Source organism: Nodularia sp. UHCC 0506 (assembly GCF_034931045.1).
In the GTDB taxonomy this organism is placed as follows: Bacteria; Cyanobacteriota; Cyanobacteriia; order Cyanobacteriales; family Nostocaceae; genus Nodularia.
Map to the genome: position 1 here is coordinate 38872 of NZ_JAYGHH010000024.1, position 23790 is coordinate 62661.

16 protein-coding genes and 1 pseudogene are annotated in these 23790 nt (G+C 39.2%); 8 read left to right on the forward strand and 9 right to left on the reverse strand.

Going from position 1 to position 23790, the window contains the following annotated elements; genetic code table 11:
* Positions 1-41 precede the first annotated feature (41 nt).
* Positions 42-1319 (reverse strand): adenosylhomocysteinase, encoded by a 1278-nt coding sequence (gene ahcY, locus VB654_RS14545; protein ID WP_323214488.1) that lies wholly within the window; start codon positions 1317-1319, stop codon positions 42-44.
* Between the two features lie 622 nt (positions 1320-1941).
* On the opposite strand from ahcY, the gene VB654_RS14550 reads away from it, so the two are divergent.
* The 3 genes from VB654_RS14550 to VB654_RS14560 all read left to right on the forward strand — a co-directional run bounded on the left by VB654_RS14550 (position 1942) and on the right by VB654_RS14560 (position 4604).
* Entirely contained in the window at positions 1942-3510 is a 1569-nt protein-coding gene (locus VB654_RS14550) for a mechanosensitive ion channel family protein (protein WP_416235686.1), read from the forward strand.
* Positions 3511-3836: 326 nt separating this feature from the next.
* Entirely contained in the window at positions 3837-4100 is a 264-nt protein-coding gene (locus VB654_RS14555) for a hypothetical protein (RefSeq protein WP_323214489.1), read from the forward strand.
* A 132-nt stretch (positions 4101-4232) separates the two neighbouring features.
* Positions 4233-4604 carry a hypothetical protein gene (locus VB654_RS14560; RefSeq protein WP_323214490.1) on the forward strand — a complete coding sequence of 124 codons (372 nt, stop codon included), beginning with the start codon at positions 4233-4235 and terminating at the stop codon, positions 4602-4604.
* On the opposite strand, the gene VB654_RS14565 is transcribed toward VB654_RS14560, so the two are convergent.
* Both VB654_RS14565 and VB654_RS14570 read right to left on the reverse strand, forming a co-directional pair.
* A complete protein-coding gene (locus tag VB654_RS14565) occupies positions 4562-5746 on the reverse strand; it encodes a glycosyltransferase family 4 protein (RefSeq protein WP_323214491.1) in 1185 nt (394 codons plus the stop codon). The genes VB654_RS14560 and VB654_RS14565 overlap by 43 nt on opposite strands.
* A gap of 50 nt (positions 5747-5796) precedes the next feature.
* Positions 5797-6966: a glycosyltransferase family 4 protein gene (locus VB654_RS14570; RefSeq protein ID WP_323214492.1), complete on the reverse strand. Its 1170-nt coding sequence runs from the start codon at positions 6964-6966 to the stop codon at positions 5797-5799.
* A gap of 649 nt (positions 6967-7615) precedes the next feature.
* On the opposite strand from VB654_RS14570, the gene VB654_RS14575 reads away from it, so the two are divergent.
* The 3 genes from VB654_RS14575 (at position 7616) to VB654_RS14585 (ending at position 12541) form a co-directional block, all read left to right on the forward strand.
* Entirely contained in the window at positions 7616-9817 is a 2202-nt protein-coding gene (locus VB654_RS14575) for a hypothetical protein (protein WP_323214493.1), read from the forward strand.
* A 790-nt stretch (positions 9818-10607) separates the two neighbouring features.
* Complete coding sequence (locus tag VB654_RS14580; protein WP_323214512.1) at positions 10608-11411, forward strand: PIG-L family deacetylase; 804 nt, start codon at positions 10608-10610, stop codon at positions 11409-11411.
* A gap of 20 nt (positions 11412-11431) precedes the next feature.
* On the forward strand, positions 11432-12541 hold the full coding sequence (locus VB654_RS14585; protein ID WP_323214494.1) for a glycosyltransferase family 4 protein: 1110 nt from the start codon (positions 11432-11434) through the stop codon (positions 12539-12541).
* Between the two features lie 70 nt (positions 12542-12611).
* Here the strand turns inward: VB654_RS14585 and VB654_RS14590 are convergent, their stop codons facing one another.
* The 3 genes from VB654_RS14590 to VB654_RS14600 all read right to left on the reverse strand — a co-directional run bounded on the left by VB654_RS14590 (position 12612) and on the right by VB654_RS14600 (position 17036).
* Entirely contained in the window at positions 12612-14264 is a 1653-nt protein-coding gene (locus tag VB654_RS14590) for a hypothetical protein (RefSeq protein WP_323214495.1), read from the reverse strand.
* Positions 14265-14519: 255 nt separating this feature from the next.
* The gene (locus VB654_RS14595; protein ID WP_323214496.1) at positions 14520-16043 is read right to left on the reverse strand and encodes a hypothetical protein; all 1524 of its coding nucleotides are present in this window, start codon (positions 16041-16043) and stop codon (positions 14520-14522) included.
* 42 nt (positions 16044-16085) lie between these two features.
* Entirely contained in the window at positions 16086-17036 is a 951-nt protein-coding gene (locus tag VB654_RS14600) for an ABC transporter ATP-binding protein (RefSeq protein ID WP_323214497.1), read from the reverse strand.
* Positions 17037-17211: 175 nt separating this feature from the next.
* On the opposite strand from VB654_RS14600, the gene VB654_RS14605 reads away from it, so the two are divergent.
* Positions 17212-19443 (forward strand): hypothetical protein, encoded by a 2232-nt coding sequence (locus VB654_RS14605; protein WP_323214498.1) that lies wholly within the window; start codon positions 17212-17214, stop codon positions 19441-19443.
* A 122-nt stretch (positions 19444-19565) separates the two neighbouring features.
* Here VB654_RS14605 and VB654_RS14610 read toward each other — a convergent pair whose 3' ends face one another.
* The 3 genes from VB654_RS14610 to VB654_RS14620 all read right to left on the reverse strand — a co-directional run bounded on the left by VB654_RS14610 (position 19566) and on the right by VB654_RS14620 (position 22883).
* On the reverse strand, positions 19566-21023 hold the full coding sequence (locus VB654_RS14610; protein WP_323214499.1) for a hypothetical protein: 1458 nt from the start codon (positions 21021-21023) through the stop codon (positions 19566-19568).
* Between the two features lie 72 nt (positions 21024-21095).
* Complete coding sequence (locus VB654_RS14615; protein ID WP_323214500.1) at positions 21096-21887, reverse strand: alpha/beta hydrolase; 792 nt, start codon at positions 21885-21887, stop codon at positions 21096-21098.
* Positions 21888-21914: 27 nt separating this feature from the next.
* A complete protein-coding gene (locus VB654_RS14620; RefSeq protein ID WP_323214501.1) occupies positions 21915-22883 on the reverse strand; it encodes an SDR family oxidoreductase in 969 nt (322 codons plus the stop codon).
* Positions 22884-23346: 463 nt separating this feature from the next.
* Between VB654_RS14620 and VB654_RS14625 the strand changes: the two are divergent.
* Positions 23347-23790 (forward strand): annotated as a pseudogene (locus tag VB654_RS14625) (malto-oligosyltrehalose trehalohydrolase); the annotation flags it as partial.

The following is a 23790-nucleotide window of genomic DNA, read 5'->3' on the forward strand; positions in this document are numbered from 1 at the left end:
GCAAAACGCCTATCCCCAAAACAACAATTAATCAACAAAGATTAGGTTCCAGAAGTCCAGGAATTGATGTACTCGATTTGGTCTGCTGTTAGAGTATCAATGTGAATACCCATAGCTTCCAACTTCAAACGAGCAATTTCTTGGTCAACTTCTACAGGAATAGAGTGTAAACCGGGTTCCAATTTACCTTTATTCTTCACCAGGTACTCAACAGCCAACGCTTGGTTAGCAAAACTCATATCCATAACTGCGCTGGGGTGTCCTTCAGCAGCAGCTAAGTTAATCAAACGTCCTTGTCCTAATACCACAACTGACTTACCACTAGTCAATTTATATTCTTCAGTGAAAGGACGGACTTCCTTGACTTCCTTGGCTTGAGATTTCAAGTATTTTAAATCAAGTTCTAAATCAAAGTGACCAGAGTTACAAACGATCGCACCGTCTTTCATGACATCGAAGTGTTCACCACGAACTACGTGCTTGTTACCTGTCACAGTAATAAAGATATCACCATAGGTTGCCGCTTCCGCCATTGGGAGGACACGGAAACCATCCATAACGGCTTCAATTGCTTTGATGGGGTCGATTTCGGTAACAATGACATTAGCACCCATACCACGGGCGCGTAATGCAGTACCTTTACCACACCAGCCATAACCCACAACCACAACATTCTTACCAGCCAACAAAATATTGGTAGCGCGGATAATGCCATCTAGGGTTGATTGCCCAGTACCATAGCGATTATCAAAGAAGTGCTTGGTGTCAGCGTCGTTAACGTTGACTGCGGGGAAGGTGAGGACACCATCGTTGAACATGGCGCGTAAACGCACGATTCCGGTTGTGGTTTCTTCGGTGCTACCAATCAAATCAGCAATTTGGTGTTGACGGTTTTGAACCAATTCTGCTACCACATCGCTACCGTCATCAATAATGATATTGGGGCGGTGATCTAAAGCTATTTGAACGTGGCGATTATAGGTGGCGTTGTCTTCGCCTTTGAGGGCAAATACAGGGATTTCGTGATCGGCGACGAGACTAGCTGCTACGTCATCTTGAGTAGAAAGGGGATTACTAGCAATTAGGATTGCATCTGCACCACCGGCTTTGAGGGCGATCGCCAAATGTGCTGTTTCTGTAGTCACGTGACAACAAGCTACAAGGCGGATTCCAGCAAAGGGTTTTTCTTGGGCAAAGCGATCGCGGATCTGCTTTAATACTGGCATCTCGCGTCCAGCCCAGTCTATGCGCTGTCTTCCCAAGGGAGCTAGGGCGAGGTCTTTAACCTCGTGCTTTAATCGGGGAGAAGTTGCAGTCATCAAAAATTTCCTCTGAAAAATTAAAAAGTTACGTAAAAATTACGTACCTTACTAGGGTATTGTACAACTGGTGATTTTGGTTTGTAATCACCAATAAACTTGTTAATTGTACTCTGTTCTAGTTTGATCTTGCAGAACTTCCGGTTAACTTCATCCCTGATTTTTCTTTTTTGACTTAATTTTTGCTAAGAGTATATCAGCAACTCTCTATACTGTTACCCAGAGCAGAGGAAGTAAATTGTCATCTATCAAAAGTTAGAAATATTCCCTAAATTTAAAGACTTAACTTTAGATAGGTACATTGACATCAGCCAGTCTTAGAGGATGGCTCTGGAAGTGGCGGATAGTAAATTTTGTTTAAGGAGGTATTTAAGTGCGCTTGCAATTTTTGGCGATCGCCAAGGAAGTCCTGTTGTCCAATTTTGCTTTTATTGAGCAGAAACAGGCATTATTAGACGAAAATTGCCTTGGTAATAGCCGGAATACGGCAAAGAAAATGCCAGGTGTACCAGTATCTAATCAAGCCTCCCGCACACCAATAAGGCGGATATCACTCAAAGGGATTTTAGGTAGAAGTATGATGGTGACAATGGCAAGTTCAATAGCTATAGCTGTTGTTTCAATGCCAAAAGCTTCAGCTCAAATTCCCATTTTGCCTTTTCTACAATCTCCCAATGGTGTCAGTACTGATGCAGACAGCAGAATTGTTTCTGGGTGGATTTATTTGGACGGCTACCAAGTATTTCAAGTAGCAGCAACAAGAAGCAATTTTACAGAGCGTTCACGCAATATCCAACAAAATTTAAATCTCATCCACCAAAATTACTTAAGGTTATCTGAACCAGAAATTAAGGTTGAAACCAGGACTTTAAATGGTTTACCAGTGATTTATGTGAATAATCAATACCTGATGACCGTTACATCCGAAGATGCCAAACTGCGAAAAGAAGAGCCAGCTACATCGGCAATTCAAATCACCGAACAGTTGAAAAGATCCTTGCAACGATCTACCAGAGAGCGCACAATTGGAATTTTAACTAGGCAAGCTAAAGTTGCTGGTGGTACTGCACTGTTAATTATTGTGATGAGTGGGGGAATATATTACTTTCAACGCCGTTCTAAACAAAATTCAACACACCCAATCCTCCCGATTTCAGATAATGCCCAACAACTGACAACTCAACTGAATAAACAACAAGATAAAGATATTCAAGAGGTTAAAAAAAGACTATTTCAAATCACTCAATCCGGAATTTGGGGAAGTGGAATGGTTTTTATATTGGGTCTATTTCCTTATACACGAGCATTTCAGGTGGGGATTCTTGCAGCTGCTCAAATTCCTTTGAGATTGGGTATTGTGGTACTAGGAATTTATGTGGCAATTCGTTTCACCTACGCTCTTATTGATCGCTTCACTTCTACTTTGATCAGCAGTGGTGTTTTATTAAATTCAGAAGCTAATAGACGAATGGAACTGCGAGTTTCGACATTTTCCGGTGTAACTAAAAGTATTACAACTGGGATTTGGTTGGCAGTTGGGATATTACTATCCCTGGTTTCTTTGGGTATAGATATTGTTCCCTTATTAGCAGGTGCTGGTTTAATTGGTGTGGCGTTGTCTCTGGCTTCCCAAAGTTTAATTAAAGATGCCATTAACGGTTTTCTTGTCATAGTTGAAGACCAGTATGCTTTAGGTGATGTTATTGTTGTGGGAGATGTGGGAGGCTTAGTAGAAAATCTCAATCTACGGATTACTCAATTGCGAGATGCCGAAGGGCGTTTAATTACGATTCCTAATAGTGAAATTAAAGTTGTGGCTAATCTTTCTAGCCGTTGGTCACGCGCCGATTTAACTATTCCAGTTGCTTACCAAAATAATATTGATGATGCTTTGCAGCTGCTTAACCAAGTAGCCTCAGAGATGAATCAAGATTCTCAATGGAAACGTCTGATAATAGCACCACCTGAAGTTTTAGGAATAGATAACTTTGGCGATCGCGGTTTGATGATTCGTGTCTGGATTAAAACATTACCTCTCAAGCAGTGGGATGTGGGTCGGGAGTTTCGCCGCCGCTTGAAAATCGCCTTTGATCACGCCGGATTTGTTATTCCTGTCCCTCAACAGGGTATTTGGCTAAATGAAGGTCAATTACTACACTCGGAAGTGAATGGTAAATCTGAGAGTAATTGATAATTCGTAATTCGTAATGCCTCTTTCAGAGGAGCTTCGCTAACGTAATTCGTAATGCCTCTTTCAGAGGAGCTTCGCTAACGTAATTCGTCATTGACCGAATTCAAATATGCGCCTTCGCTGAACTCTTATAGAGACGTTGCATACAGCGTCTCTGTATTCTTTGTTACTAAATGTCTATTACTTATGAGTACAAATGACCAGCAAATAGGATGTTGTCAATATAGAACACTTGTACTATAATAAGGTATAGCGCTCACTAAGCCGAGTGCGAACAAAACGGCATTGCCAAAGAGTTCTGGAAGATGGATTTAAGGGTTAGTCCAATGATTAAGCATTATATTCTCAACCTCAATCCGACTGCCAAGCATGAATGGGATCGGTGTATTTTACGTGACCCACTGACTGCAAAACGCCCGGACATTGCTAAATTAATAGCTGAAGCTGTTGGTAATGATACTGGTAGTTATTTAGTGAGTGTGAATATTGAAGTCCAAGTTTTAGAACAAGCTGCTGCATTTCAATCTGAACAACTCTCGCTGCCATTTGCAGAGTTAAATATCCCGTCACAATTACGAGAAGTAGCGTAAGAACATAGGCGAAGGTGCAGAGTTCTCCTGTCTCAGCACTTTTACTCTACTCTTAACTACTCTTCTTCTTTTTCTTCTTTCTCAGCACGGGCTAAACGCCCCGCTACCGCTAACAGCACTCAGCACTCAGATATGGAAGAACTTAGCAATTATCCCACTGCGATCGCGGAAGCTGCCCAACGGGTGAATGAAATTGATTCTCAGTTGATGGCAGTGCAGCAGCAGATTGAACGATTTGAAGGTAACGCGGATCGTGCTGCTGCTTTTGATGTGGATTTAAAAAACGATGCCCAACGTAAAGCCCGGCGCTTTGAAGTTCTACTGGTGAATCAAGAATATCAAACAGCTATGGATACTCAGATGCGGTTAACTGGGGAAAAAGCCAATGCGATCGCGCAGTTAGAATATCTGCGTAACCAGTTTAGTGTCGCTAAATTATTAGCCAGATTAGCGATCGCCCATCAACTCACTGACTTTGAATTACGTGAATTAGTCGGCTTGTAGTCACCTGATAATTGATTTAATAGTTGAGCAATCTGTTGATTAATAGTTTTGATATCAAAACGCTGATTAGCGATCGCTTGACCACGATTAGCGATACTTGCAGTCATTTCTGTTTCTGCAACACAAGTATTGATCACCTGTGCCAATTCCTCAATTTCTCCTGGTGTCACCAGAAAACCATTAACACCCTGTTCCACTAACTCTATCGCCCCCCCAGCTTTGGCAGCTACTACAGGTTTACCGCATAGCATAGCCTCAACAATGACTCTTCCAAAGGGTTCTGGGGCTATTGATGTATGTGCTACCAAGTTACAAGCTGCCATTAATTGGGGAACATCTGTGCGAAATCCTAAAAATTTTACCCGGTTTTCTAGTCCCAACTTTGCCACTTGTTCATGCAATTGTTGGACATAATCTTGTTCACCAAACAGGGCATCACCAACGAGAATCACTGTCACTTCTGGCCGACATTGAGATAAAGCGGCAATTAAAATATGTTGTCCTTTCCACGGTGCAAGTCGGCTGAAGTGTCCAACTACAAATTTTCCTTCTATTTCTAATTGTTGCTGTAATTCTTTAACTTCAGATGCAGAAGTTTGATAATTTTGTAACTCAAAACCATTGTAAACAATTTCTGTGAGTTTTGCCTTTCCTCCTGCTTGAATAAAGGCTGTTTGACTAGCTTGAGAATTAGCAATTACTAATGAGGCAAAACGATTTGCTAAAGTAATGGCAATTCGCAGGTTAGTTTGGCTAAAGTGTTCTAAAGAAAGAATATCATGTAAATGATAAACCAAAGGACGACGAGCAAAAAAACTCGCCAATGCGCCAATAACTAAGGCTTTTTGGGTGTTGGCATAGATGACATCATATTTTTTAGCTGTTTGTATCACCTTGGCTAATAGTGGTAAAAGTTGTTTTACACTTGCCAAAGATTGGATAAAATTGCTTTGTTTGCGAACTTGAATTGCTTGAGTTGTTAAAACTGTGACTGGGATATGATGCTGCTGTAGTAACTTTCTAAAATCACCATCTGCGAATAAGCCTACCAAGGCGCGATCGCTATATGGTTTCGCAATATCTATTAAACACAATTCAGCCCCACCAGGTTTACCACTTTGATCTAAAAACAAAATTTTCATATATTATTATTTCTGTGGTGTAGTCTAAAATCAATTGTTGAATAATGGTATCAAGCTAAGAGAACTTGCCGCACTTGCTGAGTTATTTGTTGCCAATCAAAATTAGTAACTGCATACTCACGGCAGACTGATCGTGAAGGAATTGCTAATTTACCCAAAAGTATCTGTGCTAACTTTTCAGCAATAGCTATTGCTTCGGTAGAATCAGTAATTAAATCTGGTGAAAATGATGATAAAATTTCTGGCATTCCCCCAACAGGAGTACATAAAACTGGAGTTCCACAAGCTAAAGATTCAATCACGGCTAATCCAAACCCTTCAAAAGATTGACTGGGCATAATGGTTAATTCAGCAGCTTGGTAAGCTAGGGGCAATTGTGCCTCTGGTAGAAAACCTAAAAACTTAACGTTGTCCTCTAAACCTAATTCTTTAACCTGTTGTTGTAGTTTAGCTTGCAAATGACCACGACCTGCGATCGCCAGCCAAACATCGGGAACTTGTGGCTTAATGATTACCAATGCCTGTAATAATTTGTCAATACCAACTCGCTGTACTAAGCGGCGGGATGTAAATAATATACGGCGATTTTCCGGCCAGTCTAGCTTTTCTCGTGCGGCTTGGCGTGACAGATTGGCTTGAAACCAATTAATATTGACTCCCCCAGGGATAATATGTATTTTCTTCCAAGGTATTTGATATTGTTGATGTAAAATGTTACCGAATGCTTTACTAAGAACAATGAAGCGATCGCAGCGATTATAAGTACTTTGTTCTATTAGCCGTCGCTTGAGAAAAAGATTGAGTTGATTACTAACTGTTTCCTGCTGGCTTTCAGATGCCCAAGGGCCATGAAAGTTAAAAGTTATGGGTACGCCTTTGGGCAGAAGATCCAAAACGGGAAAGCTATATAGTGCAAAATGTAGATTAATTGCATCTGGTTTGCTGTTGCGGGTTTTTTTAAATTGGTGACGAATAGATCGCAGTCGTTGCCAAATAGCCTGATCTGGATCAGCCAAATTTGTCAGTTTAATTGGTAAATTTACTTCATTTTCCGGTAGCCCAACACCGCATAATTCTATTTGATCTTGGTTGGCTGCTAATCTATGAGTTAGTTCATAAATATACCTTTCTAATCCACCAGGAGTTTTGGGAAACCATCCTATTCCCAATGTAACAATTGATGCAGATGTTGAATTAAAATTTTCTTTTTTATCTTCCACTTACTTAGCTCCTATAATGTATTCATTCCGTATATGTTTAATTTCATACTAAACTTGCACATTGTTTTTTAGTCAACCGGAAGTTATTTGATGCTGCTAATACTTTTATCCTCCCATTATCTATAGAATCAGTAACTTTTACGTCATCCTCTATAGAGATTTTTATGAAAAACATAACTTATCAAGAATTTGGCTGGTTATGGAAATATTTTAAATTAGTTCGGGCTGAATCTAGTCCAATTTCTTGTATTAATATTTACTAGTTTTTAATTAATCACAGGTAAATACCAATAATTAAAAGTGGAAATGATCACAAGCAAATAAAAAATCTGTATTTTTTTTGTAAATATTTGATGAACCTCAGATATTTACTCACAATTGTTTGTTATTAAATGTTAAATATGATGAGCAAAAGGTTTGTAAATACCAAAACCGCAGTTGAGTGCAATACATATAACCGTTTCGATCAAAACAAGTATCTAAAATTTTCAGGGTGGGATTGGCAAATTATTAATAGTTGGAAATTTGAAGCTAGTTAAAAAATCCATCTATTTAATGTATTGTATTTTACCTAAAACTTAAATATTTAGGAGAATTCTTTCTTGAATCCGTTCACTGAATGTCTTGCATGATAACAGCTTAAAATTATATGCGAAATAAAATCATACAGCAGTTGGTCAAAATACGCCAAAGGCTTAATCAATCGATTCAGTTGCAATTTCAAAATAGAAATTTTCAGAGACTAAAATTTGTTAATATTTTACTGCTTATAGCTATAGTCATAATTTTTACCTCCATTGGGGCTAACAGTAGAACGGCTCCACCCACATATCAAACATCTTGGGTTGGTAATACCTTTGGTGGTGGCGAAAAGTGGGTACAAAATAATATTCAGGCAATGTATGTTGCATCTGATGGCACAGTTTATACAAATAGTATCTGGGATGAAGCCGGCAGAGAAGCAGGAATATATAAAGATGGCAATGTAATTGGTAAATTGAGTGATACCCACGGCTGGAGTCGTGTCGGTGGTCAAGCTGTAACGGCAAACAGTAAATATATTTACATTGCCATGCATCAAGGTTTTGTGGACAGAAAAGATCAAGACTATCCCTCAAAAGGCACAAATTGGTATTGTGTCAGACGCTATGACTTATCTGGAAAATCTGCACCTTTTACTGAAGGACGTGGTTGGGATAAGAGTATGTTAATTGTCAGTAATCAAAGTGCAGTTACTGGATTAGCTACTAGGGGAAATGAGTTATATGTAAGTGATGCTGCTGCTAACCGCTTGCGTGTTTACAACACGGAGACAATGAAAGAACTACGCAGTTTTAGTGTAGCCAGACCAGGGGGAATAACTGTTGATAAACAAGGCAATTTGTGGATTATTCAACGCAAAAATGGCAGTAATGCGGCGAAGATTGGGCATTATTCCCCGGTGGGAAAACAATTACCCCAAGAGATTACTCAGATTGTAGAACCAAGTGCGATCGCAGTTGCTCCTCAAGACAGACTTTTAGTAGCCGAAAATGGTCCTCGTCAGCAAGTGCTGATATACCAAATTAAAAATCAGCCAGTGCAGGTTGGGACTTTAGGTAGTCAAGGAGGAGTTTATGGAGGTGTTCCTGGTGAAGTTAAAGATTTGAAACTTTACGGGTTGACCGGAGTCGGTGCAGATTCCACAGGTAATATTTATGTAAATAGTAATGGTTTTAATAATTCCGGCACAGATTTACGTAAGTTTTCCTCATCAGGAAAGTTGTTATGGAAATTAATGGGATTAATGTTTGTTGATAATGCTGATACCGACCCCAAAAGTGATGGAGTAAATTTATTTACTAAACAAGAAGAATTTTGGATGGATTATAGTCAGCCGGCTGGTAAAAAATGGACTTACAAAGCCTACACATTAAATCCTTTTAAATATCCCCAAGATCCACGTTTGCATACATCACCGGATGCTACCTGGGTGCGCCGTATCCAAGGGAAACCTTTTATTTTTCTCACCGATATGTATGAAAGCTTTCTGCAAATTTATCGCTTCAATCCCAAAACAGATGGCAAAATAGCGATTCCGGCGGGAATGTTTGTGGGGACTCGTCCTGGTGGAGAAAAATCAGTGCAGGGAAATTGGCCGCCACAACAACCAGATAAAGGAGAATGGATTTGGCGCGATCGCAACAATAACGGTAAATTTGACCAAGGTGAATACGATAGCAGCGAAGATTATCCTTACATCGGGGGATGGTGGGTAGATACTAAAGGAGATGTTTGGAAAACTGTGCGAACTAAAGAAGGTATTCGCCACTATCCTTTGCAGGGACTAGATACTCATGGAAACCCTATCTATACCTATAGTTCCATGCAAAAGCAAAAAACCCCCAGCCTATTTACCGATTTGCGGCGAATTGAGTATTTACCCACAACCGATACAATGTATTTATCAGGCTTCACAGTAGATCATCCAGCCGTTGGTGATGACACCAAAGTTGTGGGGTCTGAGATTGTGCGTTTTGATAATTGGAGTCAGGGAAATAGAACACCCCGTTGGCGAATAGTAGTCCCCCACGATACCACTGGTAAACGCGAAGTTTCTACCGCAAGCATGAGTATAGCTGGAGACTATGTTTTTGCTGTAACCGTGAAAACAGCAGAAGTATATATCTATAATGCCAAAACAGGGGCTTTGGTGAAAAACTTAAAACCAGGCCCAGAAGTTGCCCACGAAAGTGGTTGGATTGATATTCCTTATGGGATTCGTGCTTTTCGGCGTTCTAATGGGGAATATCTTGTATTTCTCGAAGAAAATGCTAAAGCTAAAGTGATTGTGTATCGTTTAAAATTATAAGCGTTAGCACAGAGATATAGTAATCCAGTTTACAGCTATTTTCAGGTAGATAGACCAAGTGCTAGGGGCGCAATGCCTGGCGATAGATGTGGTTTAAATACATGAAAACATCTGTAATTTCTGGATTTCTTTGCGTAGGGGCGGGTTTTTGACTGTTCTCTAGATGTAGGGAACAAGAAACAGTATCAGCTATCTGTCATCCCCAAATTTTCTGATTAATTCAACCCAAAATTCACACTTTTAATGGTATATCTTTCAAAAACCGTTCGGCTGACGCTCACGGCGAAGCCTGGCACATACTTGCGGCTTTATCAGCCTCAAATCTTCGATTTATCTGGGTTTTATATTTATTCAGCCAGCCCTATGTAGTGTATAAAAAATACTTTATACAAGGATGTCAGGAACACAATACCCCTGAGTCATAAAATTTGAAATATTATTCTATCAATAAAGACATTATTTTACATTTACAGACTTTCTTTACAGAAAAAATAAATTTTTAAGTTTGAAGCAAGCAATAATTAAGTTATCGTTGTGCAGTACCTTAATACAAGTTGGCAGAACTAGCACAATCATTTGAAATGAATAACAGGCGTATTCTATAAGCGAGATTTTGAGTTTTTACTTCTGCCCTGCGGTGCTAGAAATTAAGTTTTCTAGATTTTAAAAAAGGAATTATATTTGATTTCAATTGTGATTCAAGAGTTAAAACACTTGAACATCAAATCTTGTCCAGAAACAATGAGCAACTTAATTAAATTAGTTGTTTTTTATGAGGAATTAAGTAATGATGGCAGTTAAAACTCGTTTGAAAAGTTTACAAAGTATATTTCCTTATACCTGGCTTGAGCAATTACAATACATTCACTCTAGATTACTGTGCAGATGGATTTTACTGCGTGGTATTCAGCCTTTAGAATTTAACCAAAAATCAGCAATGGTGTTTTCTCCGCATCAGGATGATGAAACCTTCGGGTGTGGGGGGATGATTGCTCATAAGCGTGAACAGGGAATACCCGTTATAGTTGTATTTTTGACAGATGGACAGGGATTAGGAGTTTCAGATTCTCAAAAAACTATTGTCGAAGTCCGCCAACAAGAAGCACAAAAAGCATTAGGAATTTTAGGAGTAGAAGCTTCAAACATCCACTTTTTAGCCAAACTAGACGGGAATTTAAAAAACTTAAACTATGAAGAAAAACAACAAACAATTTCTCAGCTATCTGCACTAATTCAGTATTATCAACCAGAAGAAGTTTATGTACCTCACCATAAAGATTGTCATACAGATCATGAGGCTACCTATGAATTAGTCAAGGCCGCAATATCTGACGAAAAGCTACTCTGCATCTACGCTCAAAATAATATAACAATTGAATTGATTCAATATCCTATTTGGTTATTCTGGAGAGCGCCACTATTTATTTTGCTTAAGTTACAGGATATAGCAGCAGCGCACTGCTTTTCGATCACACCAGTTCAAGCTAAAAAAACTAGAGCGATCGCTTCTTATGTTTCCCAAATGAAAAGCTTACCTCGTGGATTTATTAACCGCTTTTTAGACTCTTATGAAATATTTTTTAAGGCTGACTAACATCTGAGGATAAAAACTATATGCGGATATTACATATCATCAATCATGTGCAGAACATTGGGAATGGAATTGTTAATGTGGCAGTGGACTTAGCTTGTTTACAAAGTAAAAATGATCATACTGTGGCTGTAGTTTCCAATGGCGGAGAATATGAGGCATTATTAGATTTTTATGATGTCAGACACTGGCAATTAAGTCAGACAAGGGAACCTTTAAATATTCTGAAAGCTGCTTGGCGTTATCAACAGATGATCCAAGAATTTCAGCCAGATATTGTCCATGCACACATGATGACAGGGGTTGTGTTAGCAGGGATGTTTAAAAACATCTGTAAGTATACATTAGTTTCCACAGTACATAATGAGTTTCAGCGTAGTGCAGTACTAATGGGATTGGCAGATCGGGTAATTGCAGTTAGTCATGCAGTGGCTAATTCAATGGAACGGCGTGGTATCCCCAAGTCAAAGCTACGGGTAGTATCCAACGGGACATTAAATAGTCCGCGACATCGCAATATTCAAGATTATCAACCACTCCCTCTACAGCGTCCAGCAATTACCACTGTCGCCGGGATGTATTCTCGCAAAGGAATTATTGATTTAATTGTAGCTTTTATCAAAGTTGCAGAAAAGTTTCCCCAAGCGCATCTATATTTAGTCGGAGATGGGCCTGATCGTTCGATGTTTGAGGCTATGGTGCAGAAGACTATTTATCGCGATCGCATTCATTTTGAAGGTTTCCAGCCAGAACCGCAACGCTATATGTTAGCAACGGATGTTTTTGTTCTGGCTTCACACTGCGAATCCTTTGGTTTAGTGCTGACAGAAGCACGGGAAGCAGGTTGTGCAATTATCGCCAGCGATATAGACGGTATCCCAGAAACTTTAGATAATCGACAAGCTGGTATTTTAGTTCCACCTCAAGATAGTCAAACCTTAGCCACAGCTTTAACACAATTACTCAAAGATAAAGTACAGTTACACAGGTGGAAATGTCGCGCCCAGGAAAATTTACAGCGTTTCAGCGCAGCGCGTGTGAATGAGGAAACGCTGGCTGTCTATCAAGAATTAGCTACGAACTACAATACCTCGCAAGTAGTCGAAAGGAAAGAAGTTTTAGTTGGTAAATAAGATAATTAGGGGATGGGTGATAACACTCATCCCACAAGGAAATTTGGGGTGTTTTTTGAGTTTTTAGGTTCTAATTTTTGGCTAATAGTGCCTTTGTTGCTGATTCTCCTGCTTTTTGTAATTGGCGCTTAGTTTGGAACAGCAATAAACCTAAAATACTGGCGTGTCCCAAAATTGCTAGGAAAGGAAGCATTGCACCTAAAGAATTATGGTTTGGTGGGTATACAAATAGGAGTGGTGCAGTTACAGAAAACAACCACAGAAAAGTTTGGTTACTAGGTTGAGAAAACAACATTCCTAAGATAATTGGTGGCAAGATAATTACAGCACCCAGAATGCCATTAGTCCATAACAAACTTTGCCCATTTTTCATGAATAAAAGTAATTGGGCTAAAGCTGCATAAATCACCACTAAACTAAATGCAAAAATTAAAGACCCAACAGCATTAAGATTGTCCCATTGCTGATTTGATGCCAGAAAAACAAATACACCTAAACTGCTAATAGCAATTAAAGCATTAATGGCGATCGCCAGTACACCCGGACTTTTTTCACCCCATACTAAATCTTTGATTAACTTGCGCTTTCCTGGATGTTTAGCACTATAAATATGCCGATATCTAGCCCAATCTTGTAGTGTTTGGCGATTCGGTGTAAGTGCAGCAATCAGATACAAAAATAGCCATAAATTCAAAAAAATCAACCCTGCAAAATTATCCTTGATGTCTGAGGAATTCCAATTAGCACATCCTAAAGTAATAACTGCAAAGCTAGTAGTTAGTAAATAACTTTGCTGTTTACTCAACATTGTGGCATTGGGATCACGATAGCAACGCTGTAAAGATTGCCAAATAAAGTAAATTCCAATTAAATAAACCGATAAACTAAAGCCACTTGTAAGGGCAAAACTTTCTCCTAATGGTAGGCCGAACCAGTGAAAATTATCAAGTTCAAAATTGGCTAAAGCATGGGGAATAAAATATTGGGGACTGATTAAACTCAATATTACTATGGGATTACTAACTGCTGTTCCATGTCTCAGTGCTTGTTCAGTAAATAATAGAAAAACCAAAACAAACCCGCTTCCTAACCAAGATTGAAAACTACCTAGCCAAGAACCTATTAAGGCAAATAGCAATGAACCACTGTAGTAGAACAGGCTAGAAACGAACAAAATTACATAAAAAATCAAAATTTGATTCAATGATAATTTGGCATTTAAACCTGACCACAAATGTAAAGGTATTGCCAGCAACATGACAGCATACAAAAGGATCGGTACGCCCAGCATCTTACCATAAAGAATACTTTGCGGTGATTGGGGCGTAAGACGAATAAAGTTTAGCGTATCTCGTCTTTCTTCTGTGGCTAAATCATTGATGAGTAGATAGGTTCCACCAACTAAAATAGCAAAAACTCCCAACAAACTGAGCAAGTTAAAAACGTCTTGATACCATAATTGCCAGTTGATAATTATGTTATTAGAATTGTCGAAAATACAGTCATTTAAACTATATTTTAATTGACCAGTACAATACTTGTTAGCGTGTGGTAATTTAATCAGACTTGGCGGCAGTTGTACTTGGAAATACATGAAGAGTATAAACTGACCAAGCAATGATATAGATCCTGCTAACAAAATGTTGCGCGTTTTTAAACGCCCTTTTAGTTCTCGGAGGAATTGAGGGTTTAATTCGTTTAATTTGTGCTTGAGATTGAGCATAATTGCTAACTCCAATAATAGACAGTAAGTAAGTGGGTGTAAATAAAGTTAATGGATGGGGTCATCATTGGTAAGGATTTTTGCCCTGTTGACTTTTAGTAATATAGTTTGGTGTTGTCCTACCTACTTAGTTATGATTGACTGATGAAGATGTTTTTTGTGTCCTAAGTCTAACAAAATATTTTCTCAGTTTTATTGATGAAAAACCGCCAAGACGCAAAGAGAGGAGGGTTTAATAGGCTTTTTTATCAGTTTCTAAGCTTCTGTTAATAGTGCTTTTGTTGCTGATTCTCCTGCTTTTTGCAATAGGCGTTTGGTTTGGAACAGTAATAAACCTAAAATAGTGGCGTGTGCCAAAATTGCTAAAAAAGTCATCATTGCACTTAAAGGAAGATTATTTGGTGGCCATAAAATGATTGCTGGCCCAACTATAGAAAATAACCACATAAATTGGTGATTAGTATTAGAAAGTAAAATTCCTAAAACAATTGGTGGTAAGCAAATTACAGCAGCCAGCGTGGTATTAGTCCATAATAATCTCTGTTCATTTTTCATAAATAACATTAGTTGAGCGAAGGCTGCATAAATCAGTAATAAACTAAATGCAAAGATTACAGCTACCACAGCGTTAAGTATTTCAATTCCATGATTAAATGACAAAGAAATCGATATACTTAAACTGGTAATAACAATTACAGCATTGATAGCGATCGCTAGTATAGCCGGACTTTTTTCTCCCCAAATTAAATCTTTGATTAACTTGCGCTTTCCTGGATGTTTAGCACGATAAATGTGCTGATATCTTGCCCAGTCTTGTAGTGTTTGACGATTTGGTGTTAGTGCCGCAATTAGATATAAGAATAGCCCAAAGTTCAGAAATATTAAACTGATCAAAGATTCCTTATTTAGAGAATTGACGCATCCTAATGTAATAGCTGTAAAGCTAGTAGTTAGGAAATAACTCTGCTTTTTACTCAACATTGTGGCATGAGGAGCATGATAGCAACGTTCTATAGATTGCCAGATAAAGTAAGTTCCAATGGAGTAAACTAATAAACTAAATCCGGCGACAATAGCAAAATTATTTCCTAATGGTAGACCAAACCAACGGAAACCAACAAGGCTAAAATTATTGCTAGAACTAGGAATAAAATATTGGGGATTAATTAGCCTCAAGATTACCAGAAAATCTGTCATCCTCCCATACAAGTCTCTCTGCGTCAATAGCAAGAAAACTATAATAAAGCCGCTTGATAACCCAGCTTGGAAACGACCTAACCAAGAACCGACTAAGCTAAATAGTAATGCGCCACTATAATAGAAAATACTAGCGGCTAACACAATTACGTAAAAAATTAAAATCTGATGCCAGGGTAAATTTGCATTTATACCTAACCACAAATGAAAGGGAATTGCCAGTAATATGACAATATACCAAAAGATAGGAACCCCCAGCATTTTACCAAAAAGAACACTTTGAGATGATTGGGGACTAAGACGGATAAAATTTAGTGTGCCTCGTTTTTCTTCATTGGCTATATCATTGATGAGTGCATGGCTTCCACTGACTAAGAGGACAGAAACTGCTATCAAACTGAACCAATCAAAAACTACTTGATAAAATCTAGTGTCATTGATTGTAGCTTGCTCTATAAAAATAACCTGAGCAATGAAAGATATAATTATTGCTAATAAAAGGGTGCGTGGTTTTAAACGCCCTTTAAGTTCTCGTAAGAACTGAGGATTTAATTCGTTGAGTTTAGAACTGAAATTAGGCATATTTTACAACTCCAAAAAGGAACAACTAAAATTATAAATTCATCAAGAGGCTTGTTTGTGTCCTAATTTTAAGAAAATACTTTCTAAATCTTCTTGAATGCAGTGAAAATCAGTTATGGGAACTTTGGAGACAATGAGCGATCGCAATAAATCAGCACAATCTTCCTGTGTACCCGAAAAATTAACTCGCAAGCTATTTTGACCTAGTATTTTCTCCCATTCTTTCACTAAAGAATGATTTTTTAATTCACTTTCAAGAGATTCTAAACTCCCTAGAGTTGATATAATAATTTGTTGGCGAGAAAGTCGTTTGTAAAGTTCTTGGAGTGACGCACTTTCCACTAAAAAACCTAACTCCATAATGCCGACAGAAGTACAGAGTTCAGCTAAATCACTCAAAACATGGGAAGAAATTAAAATTGTCATCCCCGCTTCTTGCAATGATTTAATAATTTGCCGAAACTGCATCCTTGCAATGGGGTCAAGCCCAGAAACAGGCTCATCTAAAAGTAGTAAAATTGGTTCGTGAATAATCGTTCTAGCTAAACTTAAACGCTGTTTCATCCCCCTTGATAGGGTAGAAATGAGACTGTGGCGTTTATTACCCAGTTGGATCAGTTCTAAAACTTGATGTAAGCGTTGAGTGCGTCGTGGTTCTCGCAAACGGTACAACCGTGCAAAATAATCCAAGTAATCCCAGACTGTCAAATCTTCATACAAGGGATAATCATCAGGTAAGTAGCCCAAGTGACGCTTAATGCTAGAATTACTCTTGTCAAGCCGCAAGCGATCGCCATTAATATAAATCTCACCTGTAGTTGGTTCTTCCGCCGCAGCCAACATTCGGATCAGACTTGTTTTACCAGCACCATTTGGCCCGATTAGTCCATACACCTCACCCACCTGAATTTCTAAATCAACATCATTGACAGCAACGTGTCGTTCAAATTGCTTAGTTAATCCGCAAGTCTGGATCGCTAATTCTTTTACCATAACTGCTACAGTAAGGCTATTGTTAAAACACTAACATATCCTTTGTCTACAGTCTTTGTCAGCCTTGTTTCGGAAATAGCAACTAATTTTTTTTAGGAACATTTTTAGCCGTAATTACCACAAAATATACTGTATATAAAATTAGAGTTCCCCAAAAAACCTGAAAATCCTCAATATGAAGAATTATTACGCTAAATTTTCTATTTTAACGTTATCACTGTTATTGTTATTAGATCCTATTCATCTAATTTTTTCCTTAGCATTATCAGCCTCAACCAGCAATTGTCAGCAACAAAAGCAGCAAAATACAGAGCTAAAAATTATCCAACTGGTATCGGATGCTGAACAGGCGATTAGTGGAGGCAGAAATGAGCAAGCTATTGGGCCAATGACCCAAGCTACTCAAATTGCATTGACAGCTAATAATTTTAGACTGACAACCAATTTACTCAATCAACTGATAGATAGTTCCGTAGTGGAAGAATCACTTTTAGGAAGATTAGTTAAACAATCAGAACCTAGCCAAAAAGGACAAATCAATAATTTATTAAATTCGGTTACGCGCCTGACGCAAACTTTAAATAGTGGTTACAGTTTTGTTAAAACCAAAAGTTTAACTAGAATTGCTAATTATTCCCAGTCTTTATCATTGCTAAATCAAGCATTAGCAGCTAGTAAATTTATTCAAGGAAACGAGTTTAAAACTAAAGCCTTAACTCCCATTGCTCAAGAATATCTGGTTTTTGAACAAACAGCACAAGCAGAAAATATTTTAAACCAGTCTCTACAATTTGCCCGACGGATTGAAAGTAAAAATCCCCTACGTCAAACTTGGGTGTTAGAACCTATTGCTATTACATATACTCAATTGGGTAAAACTGCAATTGCTTTAGAAATAGCTCCAGAAATATCACAAATATACTACCGTTCCCGGATATTATTTGAGGTGGTAAAACAGTTAGCTAAAACAAATCAATTAGCAGCCGCCCAAAAAGTAGCCGCAAATATTCAAACATCTGAGTTTAAGTCTAAAAGTCTGGTAGAAATTGCTCTAGCTTTTAGTAATGACCGGCAAGAAAAACTAGCAGCATCAGCTTTTAATTCAGCATTGCAAGTAGTTGGTAATAATGATTATGCTCAAGCACCGTTAATCCAACTTTATGCCAAAAGAGGGCAGAGAGATGCAGCTTATACAGCAGCCAAACAACTGCAAATGCCAGAACAACGAGCGGTCACTCTGGGTATTATTGCCAATGAATATAGTAAAGCTGGACAGGTGCAAACAGCCGATAAAATTATCACGCAAATGATTCCCCTCATTCAAACTCCAGAGGGTTCAGACTCAGTAGGATATGTACAGAATATATTGGCAAATGCCATTACTGATCAACAATATAAACTAGCTTTTGATTTATGGCATCATACGAAAGTACATGAATTTATAGGCAGAGAAAATTGGTTATTACGAATTGCAGATGCGGCAATTAAAGCAGGTAAATTTGAAGTAATTTTACAAGCTGCTCAAAGTTTAAATCAAGCTGATGTTAATCAACGTAATCAACTTTTACAAAAAGTGGCTTATGCCTATGCTCAAAATAAACAAATAGAAAAAGCTCTAGCTATTACTCAGGAAATTAGTAATGCTGGTAGTTTACCCTATCGAGTGGATACTTTAACATTAATTGCTGGTGCATCTGGAAAAACGCCGCAAGCAGATAAACTGTTAACTCAAGCGAGTAATGAAGCGAGAAAATTAGCCCCTTCACAAAGGGCTGTGGGTCTAGCAAGTGTTGCCCAGGCTTTTTTTAAACTACAAAATCAGCAGCAAGGCAATCAATTTATTGGTGAAGCTATCAAGTCTATTACCACTGAACAAAATTCTTCTCCGCCTGAAGAACAATTACTAAGAATAGCAAACTCTTTGATTGCAGCTAAACAATATTCGGCGGCGTTGCAGGTTGTACAAGTGATGTCTACAGACACAAGAAGTTACAAGCTGCTAGAATTGGCTAAAATATCTATTGAAAATGGCGAAGCAGCAATTGATATTGTTAAAGAGATTCATCAAAATATTAAAGTTCCAGAAAGTAAAACTAGCGCCTTGATAACGGTAGCTGAAACTTATATTCGTGTTCAGAAAGTTAAGTTAGCTAAGGATATTTTGGATTTAGCTTTTGCCGCAGCTAAAACTATTCCTGACCCAGAATCACGGGTTTTAACTTTCCGTAGTCCCCCAGATGTGACGGTGGTAGATGATGATAGTGACCGGGCTAGTTCTTTAGAAAAAATCGCTTTGCTAAAAGCTCAAGTTGGTGATTATAATCAGGCTGTGCGTGTTGTTCAATTGATTCAGGATAAAAAATTGCGTGATCTAGTTATGCAGCAGCTTATTTGTTATCGGCGTTGAGGAGAGGACTAAAGTCCTCACTACAAGCTGTTAATTATTGTTGAGGAGAGGACTAAAGTTTTCATTACAAGCTGTTAATTATTGTTGGGGAGAGGACTAAAGTTTTCATTACAAGCTGTTAATTATTGCCATTGTACGGGGAAGCGATCGCCTGTTTCTTGAATAAACTGATCTAATCGTTCTAAACTCAGAGTGCCTGGGACTGGGTAACGGGCTGAAATATTGCGCTTGAGGTCGGTATAATAACGAATTAATGTTACGAAATTTCGGGGAAAGTCTGCGTCTACCATGCCGATAAATTCACCCCGTCGGCTTGCATATTTGAAAACTTCGCGCCATTGGGCAATGCTAGGTAAACCAACTGATTCTACACCATGAGAAAAGAGAATCATGAAAATTTCATCGTATGGGTCAGCTTTGCCAAGATAATCTTTAATCCAATTTAGGGAAGGTTCCATGTTAAACTTCATCCAGAATGGGACTGAGCCAGTCCGTAAAGTCCACATTGGTTCTAGTAAAATGAAAGACTCTACTAACAACCGATTAGCAATGATTCCCCGTTGTTTGTACCACCAACGATAAAATTCAGCTACGAAAGGACTCAGGTGTTCTGGTTCTTGAAAAATAATTCGCCGAATACGATAACCGCGATCGCGTGCAAAGTTTTCCACATCTTGCCGTAAACTAGTTTCAAAGCCCCATTCTGCTTCCGGCCTGTCTCTATCTGGTGTTGGTGCGTCCCAGTGTCGCCGATGTGAGTGGTATTTTTCTAAGTATTTCCTGACGCGATTGCGTAGCTCACCGGAGGTATCGCTGTTGTCAAAGTATTCTTCTGGTGTCGCCCCACCCAACGCCCCAAATTGGAAAATATGGCGATCGCCTATGGAAGTTGTCGGCCAAGTTCGTTGACACTCTACAATAAAAATTGTCCCACCTCTGGGTAAATTCTTTTCTAAAAAGCGCTTATAAGCTGAACTCAAACGCAAATATTTTACCCGAAAATAAGTCATTCCCCGCAAAGTCAAGCGGTCTTGACTGGGATCATACATATGATGTAATTGCAGATCAGGATTGGCATCCAAAAGGGGCTGGGCTTTCTGTCTACCCCATTCCATCGCCTTTTTTGGCTCATCGGGATGCAGTTCAGGATACAGCACCGGAATCAGGAAAGTTTGGGGTAGCCAAGGCATACCCAAGGCCGCACACAGATGTACTAGCGCCCCACTAGCAGAACCAATTGCGACCGCTTGATATTTATTTTGGGGATATTCACTGACCATCCATTCTGAGACTACCTCAGAACTGACATCTCCCAATCTTCCTGGCGGGATGGATTCCCCTGCGCTACCAAGTGTATAGATTAATTCTTTAGCTTGTTGAGGTAGCTGGTTGAGAGCAGTGGCAATTGGTTCTAGAGCAGTCGGCAATGTCCCCATTCCCGGAAAATCATCTCCGCGCAAGTAAGCAGCAGTGGCGCGGAGCATGGCTGTACCAGAGTCAAATCCGGCAATGTAGGGCGGAGCAACCCGGAATTGTGCCATGAAGGAAGCTAATATCCGGTTATATGTGGGCGTTTGCATTGAATTTCTCCTGAAACGAACCGCAGAGGCGCAGAGGACACGGAGGAAAGAGTTTGTGAGAGGCTTTTTGTGTTAGGTGATTGAGTGTTTTTTTGTTTGGAGGTCTTTAGCTTCTATGAAGGCGCGAGTGACACGGGTTAATTCTAGGGGTCTGCTGTAATTTAGGGTATGTCCACCACCGGGAATGACAACGAGTCGAGCATTGGGCAAAAGATGCACTACTTCTTCCGCCCACTGCTGCGGTACAATTGGGTCGTGTTGACCACGTACAACTAAGGTGGGTACGTGCATATACGGTAGTTTGTCTTCGATGCGGTCTGCAAGGGCTATTTGGACGGTACGGACAAGGCGCGGCCATCCAGCCCGCCAGTAATCGTAAGCTTGCAGAGGAGCTTGGGATGGGTCTTCTAGGGGAGAATTGAGTAGTAAACGCCACATCTGCTGCGGTAAGGTGCGGGCGTGACGGTCGATGGTTGGCCCTTGTAATATTGCTCTTTCGATGCGATCGCCATAACGAACAGCAAATTCAACTATAATTTGACAACCAAAAGAATTACCCAGCATGGTGGCGCGTTGAATGCCCACTGCATCCATCCATTTACACAAACTATCTGCTAATTCGGACAATTCCAACGTGTATTTTGGCTTGTCGCTTTTACCATAACCAGGTAAATCTGGTGCATATACTCGGTAATCTGGTGCTAGTAATTCCGCAGTTGGCATCATATAACTACTGGAAACCACAACCCCATGCACCAAAATCACTACAGGCGCATCTGCTGGTTCAGTTGATACCCGCGCGTGCATCGATAAACCATTAACAACAGTATATTGACTCTGTAATCTCCCCTTACGTAAATTCATAATCTACTAACCCCACTCCCCATACTTTCAAGAAAGAGGTAAACCAATTTTTTGTGCTGTCTCTCTAGCCATATCCCAAACATCTTGGGATGTGAGTCCGCCAGTACCTATCCAATTACCACTGATACCTGTATAGTCCTGCGTTGGCTCAAATACATTGCCATCACTGAGGGGGGCTGGTTTGTGGTCCTGAAAATGATCTTGGTCAACTTGCTTGGCCATCATTGGTTCAAAAAGGTCAGGTGCTAAAGTTTTTTGCAAAAGCATCAAGTAAACAGATTGACCAACAATAATTTCTCGCTGTGGTTTATCCACTAACCCCACAATAGCCTCGGCTACTTGTTTCGCTGGATATACAGGGGACATTGCCTTAGTCTGACGACCCGTGTAATTAGCAGCGTGTTGAAAAATTGGTGTATCTATAGAACCTGGTAATACTGTGCAGACATGAATATCCTGAGCATTATCTAAATATAATTCCATTCGCAAAGAGTCAGAAAGTCCACGAATGGCATATTTACTGATAGTGTAAGGGCTGGTGTATGGCTGACCAGTTACGCCAACCACAGAAGAAACATTGATTAAATTGCCGCTACCTTGTTCCCGGAAGTGCGGTAGAACAGCACGCGCACCATAAATGTAACCAAATAAATTTGTTTCAATCACTTGACGAAAAAGATCCGGGGGTGCTTCTTCAAACCGGGCAAATAAACTAACGGCGGCATTATTCACCCAAACATCAATTCTGCCAAAGTTAGAAATTGCACCATCTGCTAAATCTTGAACTGCTGACTCTCTACTAACATCAGTTCGCATAGCAACAGCCGTTGCACCAAGGCGTTGGCAGTCTTGGGCTACTTCCTCTAAAGCTTTTTCATTACGTGCTGCTAACAGTAGTGTTGCCCGTTGTTTGGCAAACTCCAGCGCTGTGGCACGTCCAATGCCAGTTGATGCACCTGTAATCACGATGACTGAATTTTTAATCGGTCGTGGCATATTTCTTTCTCCTTAAGTGCTTAATTTAGGGCAAATTTTTCTATTTATCTAATTACTGCCCCATTGTTTATTAGCTTTTATTCTTTCATTTTTATAGCTGTTTATTTCCTAACTAGATATTAAAAACATTCGTACTAATATTACAAAATTTATTTACATTGCTATTACAGTCTACGGGTAGATATTTATTATTCGTTAATTAAACTTCCAAGACTCACACTTTAAAGTTATCCCCTCAATTAGATATATTAATCTTTGATAATTTGTTATCTTCAACACTTAAGAAATTTACATAAATCCACCTCAAATTACCTCACTAATTAAATAATGTTTCCTCCCACCGATGGAATAAAAAATATCATTGCCGAATTAAGCTCAAATTGGCACTATTATGTTTATTTATTCACCACACTTACTTAAACTCATAAACTTAAACACATCATCCAGAAGTATCTCTCTGATTATGAAAATAGGCACTCATTATTTAGGTGACGGTATTTGTGAATTTACAGTTTGGGGACCCTATTTAAAAAGCGTCGCCTTAGAAGTTGTTTCTCCTTATCAGCGCTTAATACCCATGCGCCAAGAAGGAGGATATTGGCAAGTTACCGCCAGAGATATTGAACCAGGAACGCTTTATTTATATCAATTAAATAATAGTGAATCTAGACCTGACCCAGCATCAAATTTTCAACCTATCGATGTACATAGTCCTTCTCAAGTCATAAATCACAGTTTTGCTTGGAGTGACAGCAATTGGTCTGGTATTCCTTTAGAAAATATGATTATGTATGAGTTGCACGTTGGTACTTTCACTCCAGAAGGAACTTTTGCAGCCATTATTCCCCGACTTGCAGATTTACGAGAGTTAGGAATCAATGCTATTGAACTCATGCCGGTGGCGCAA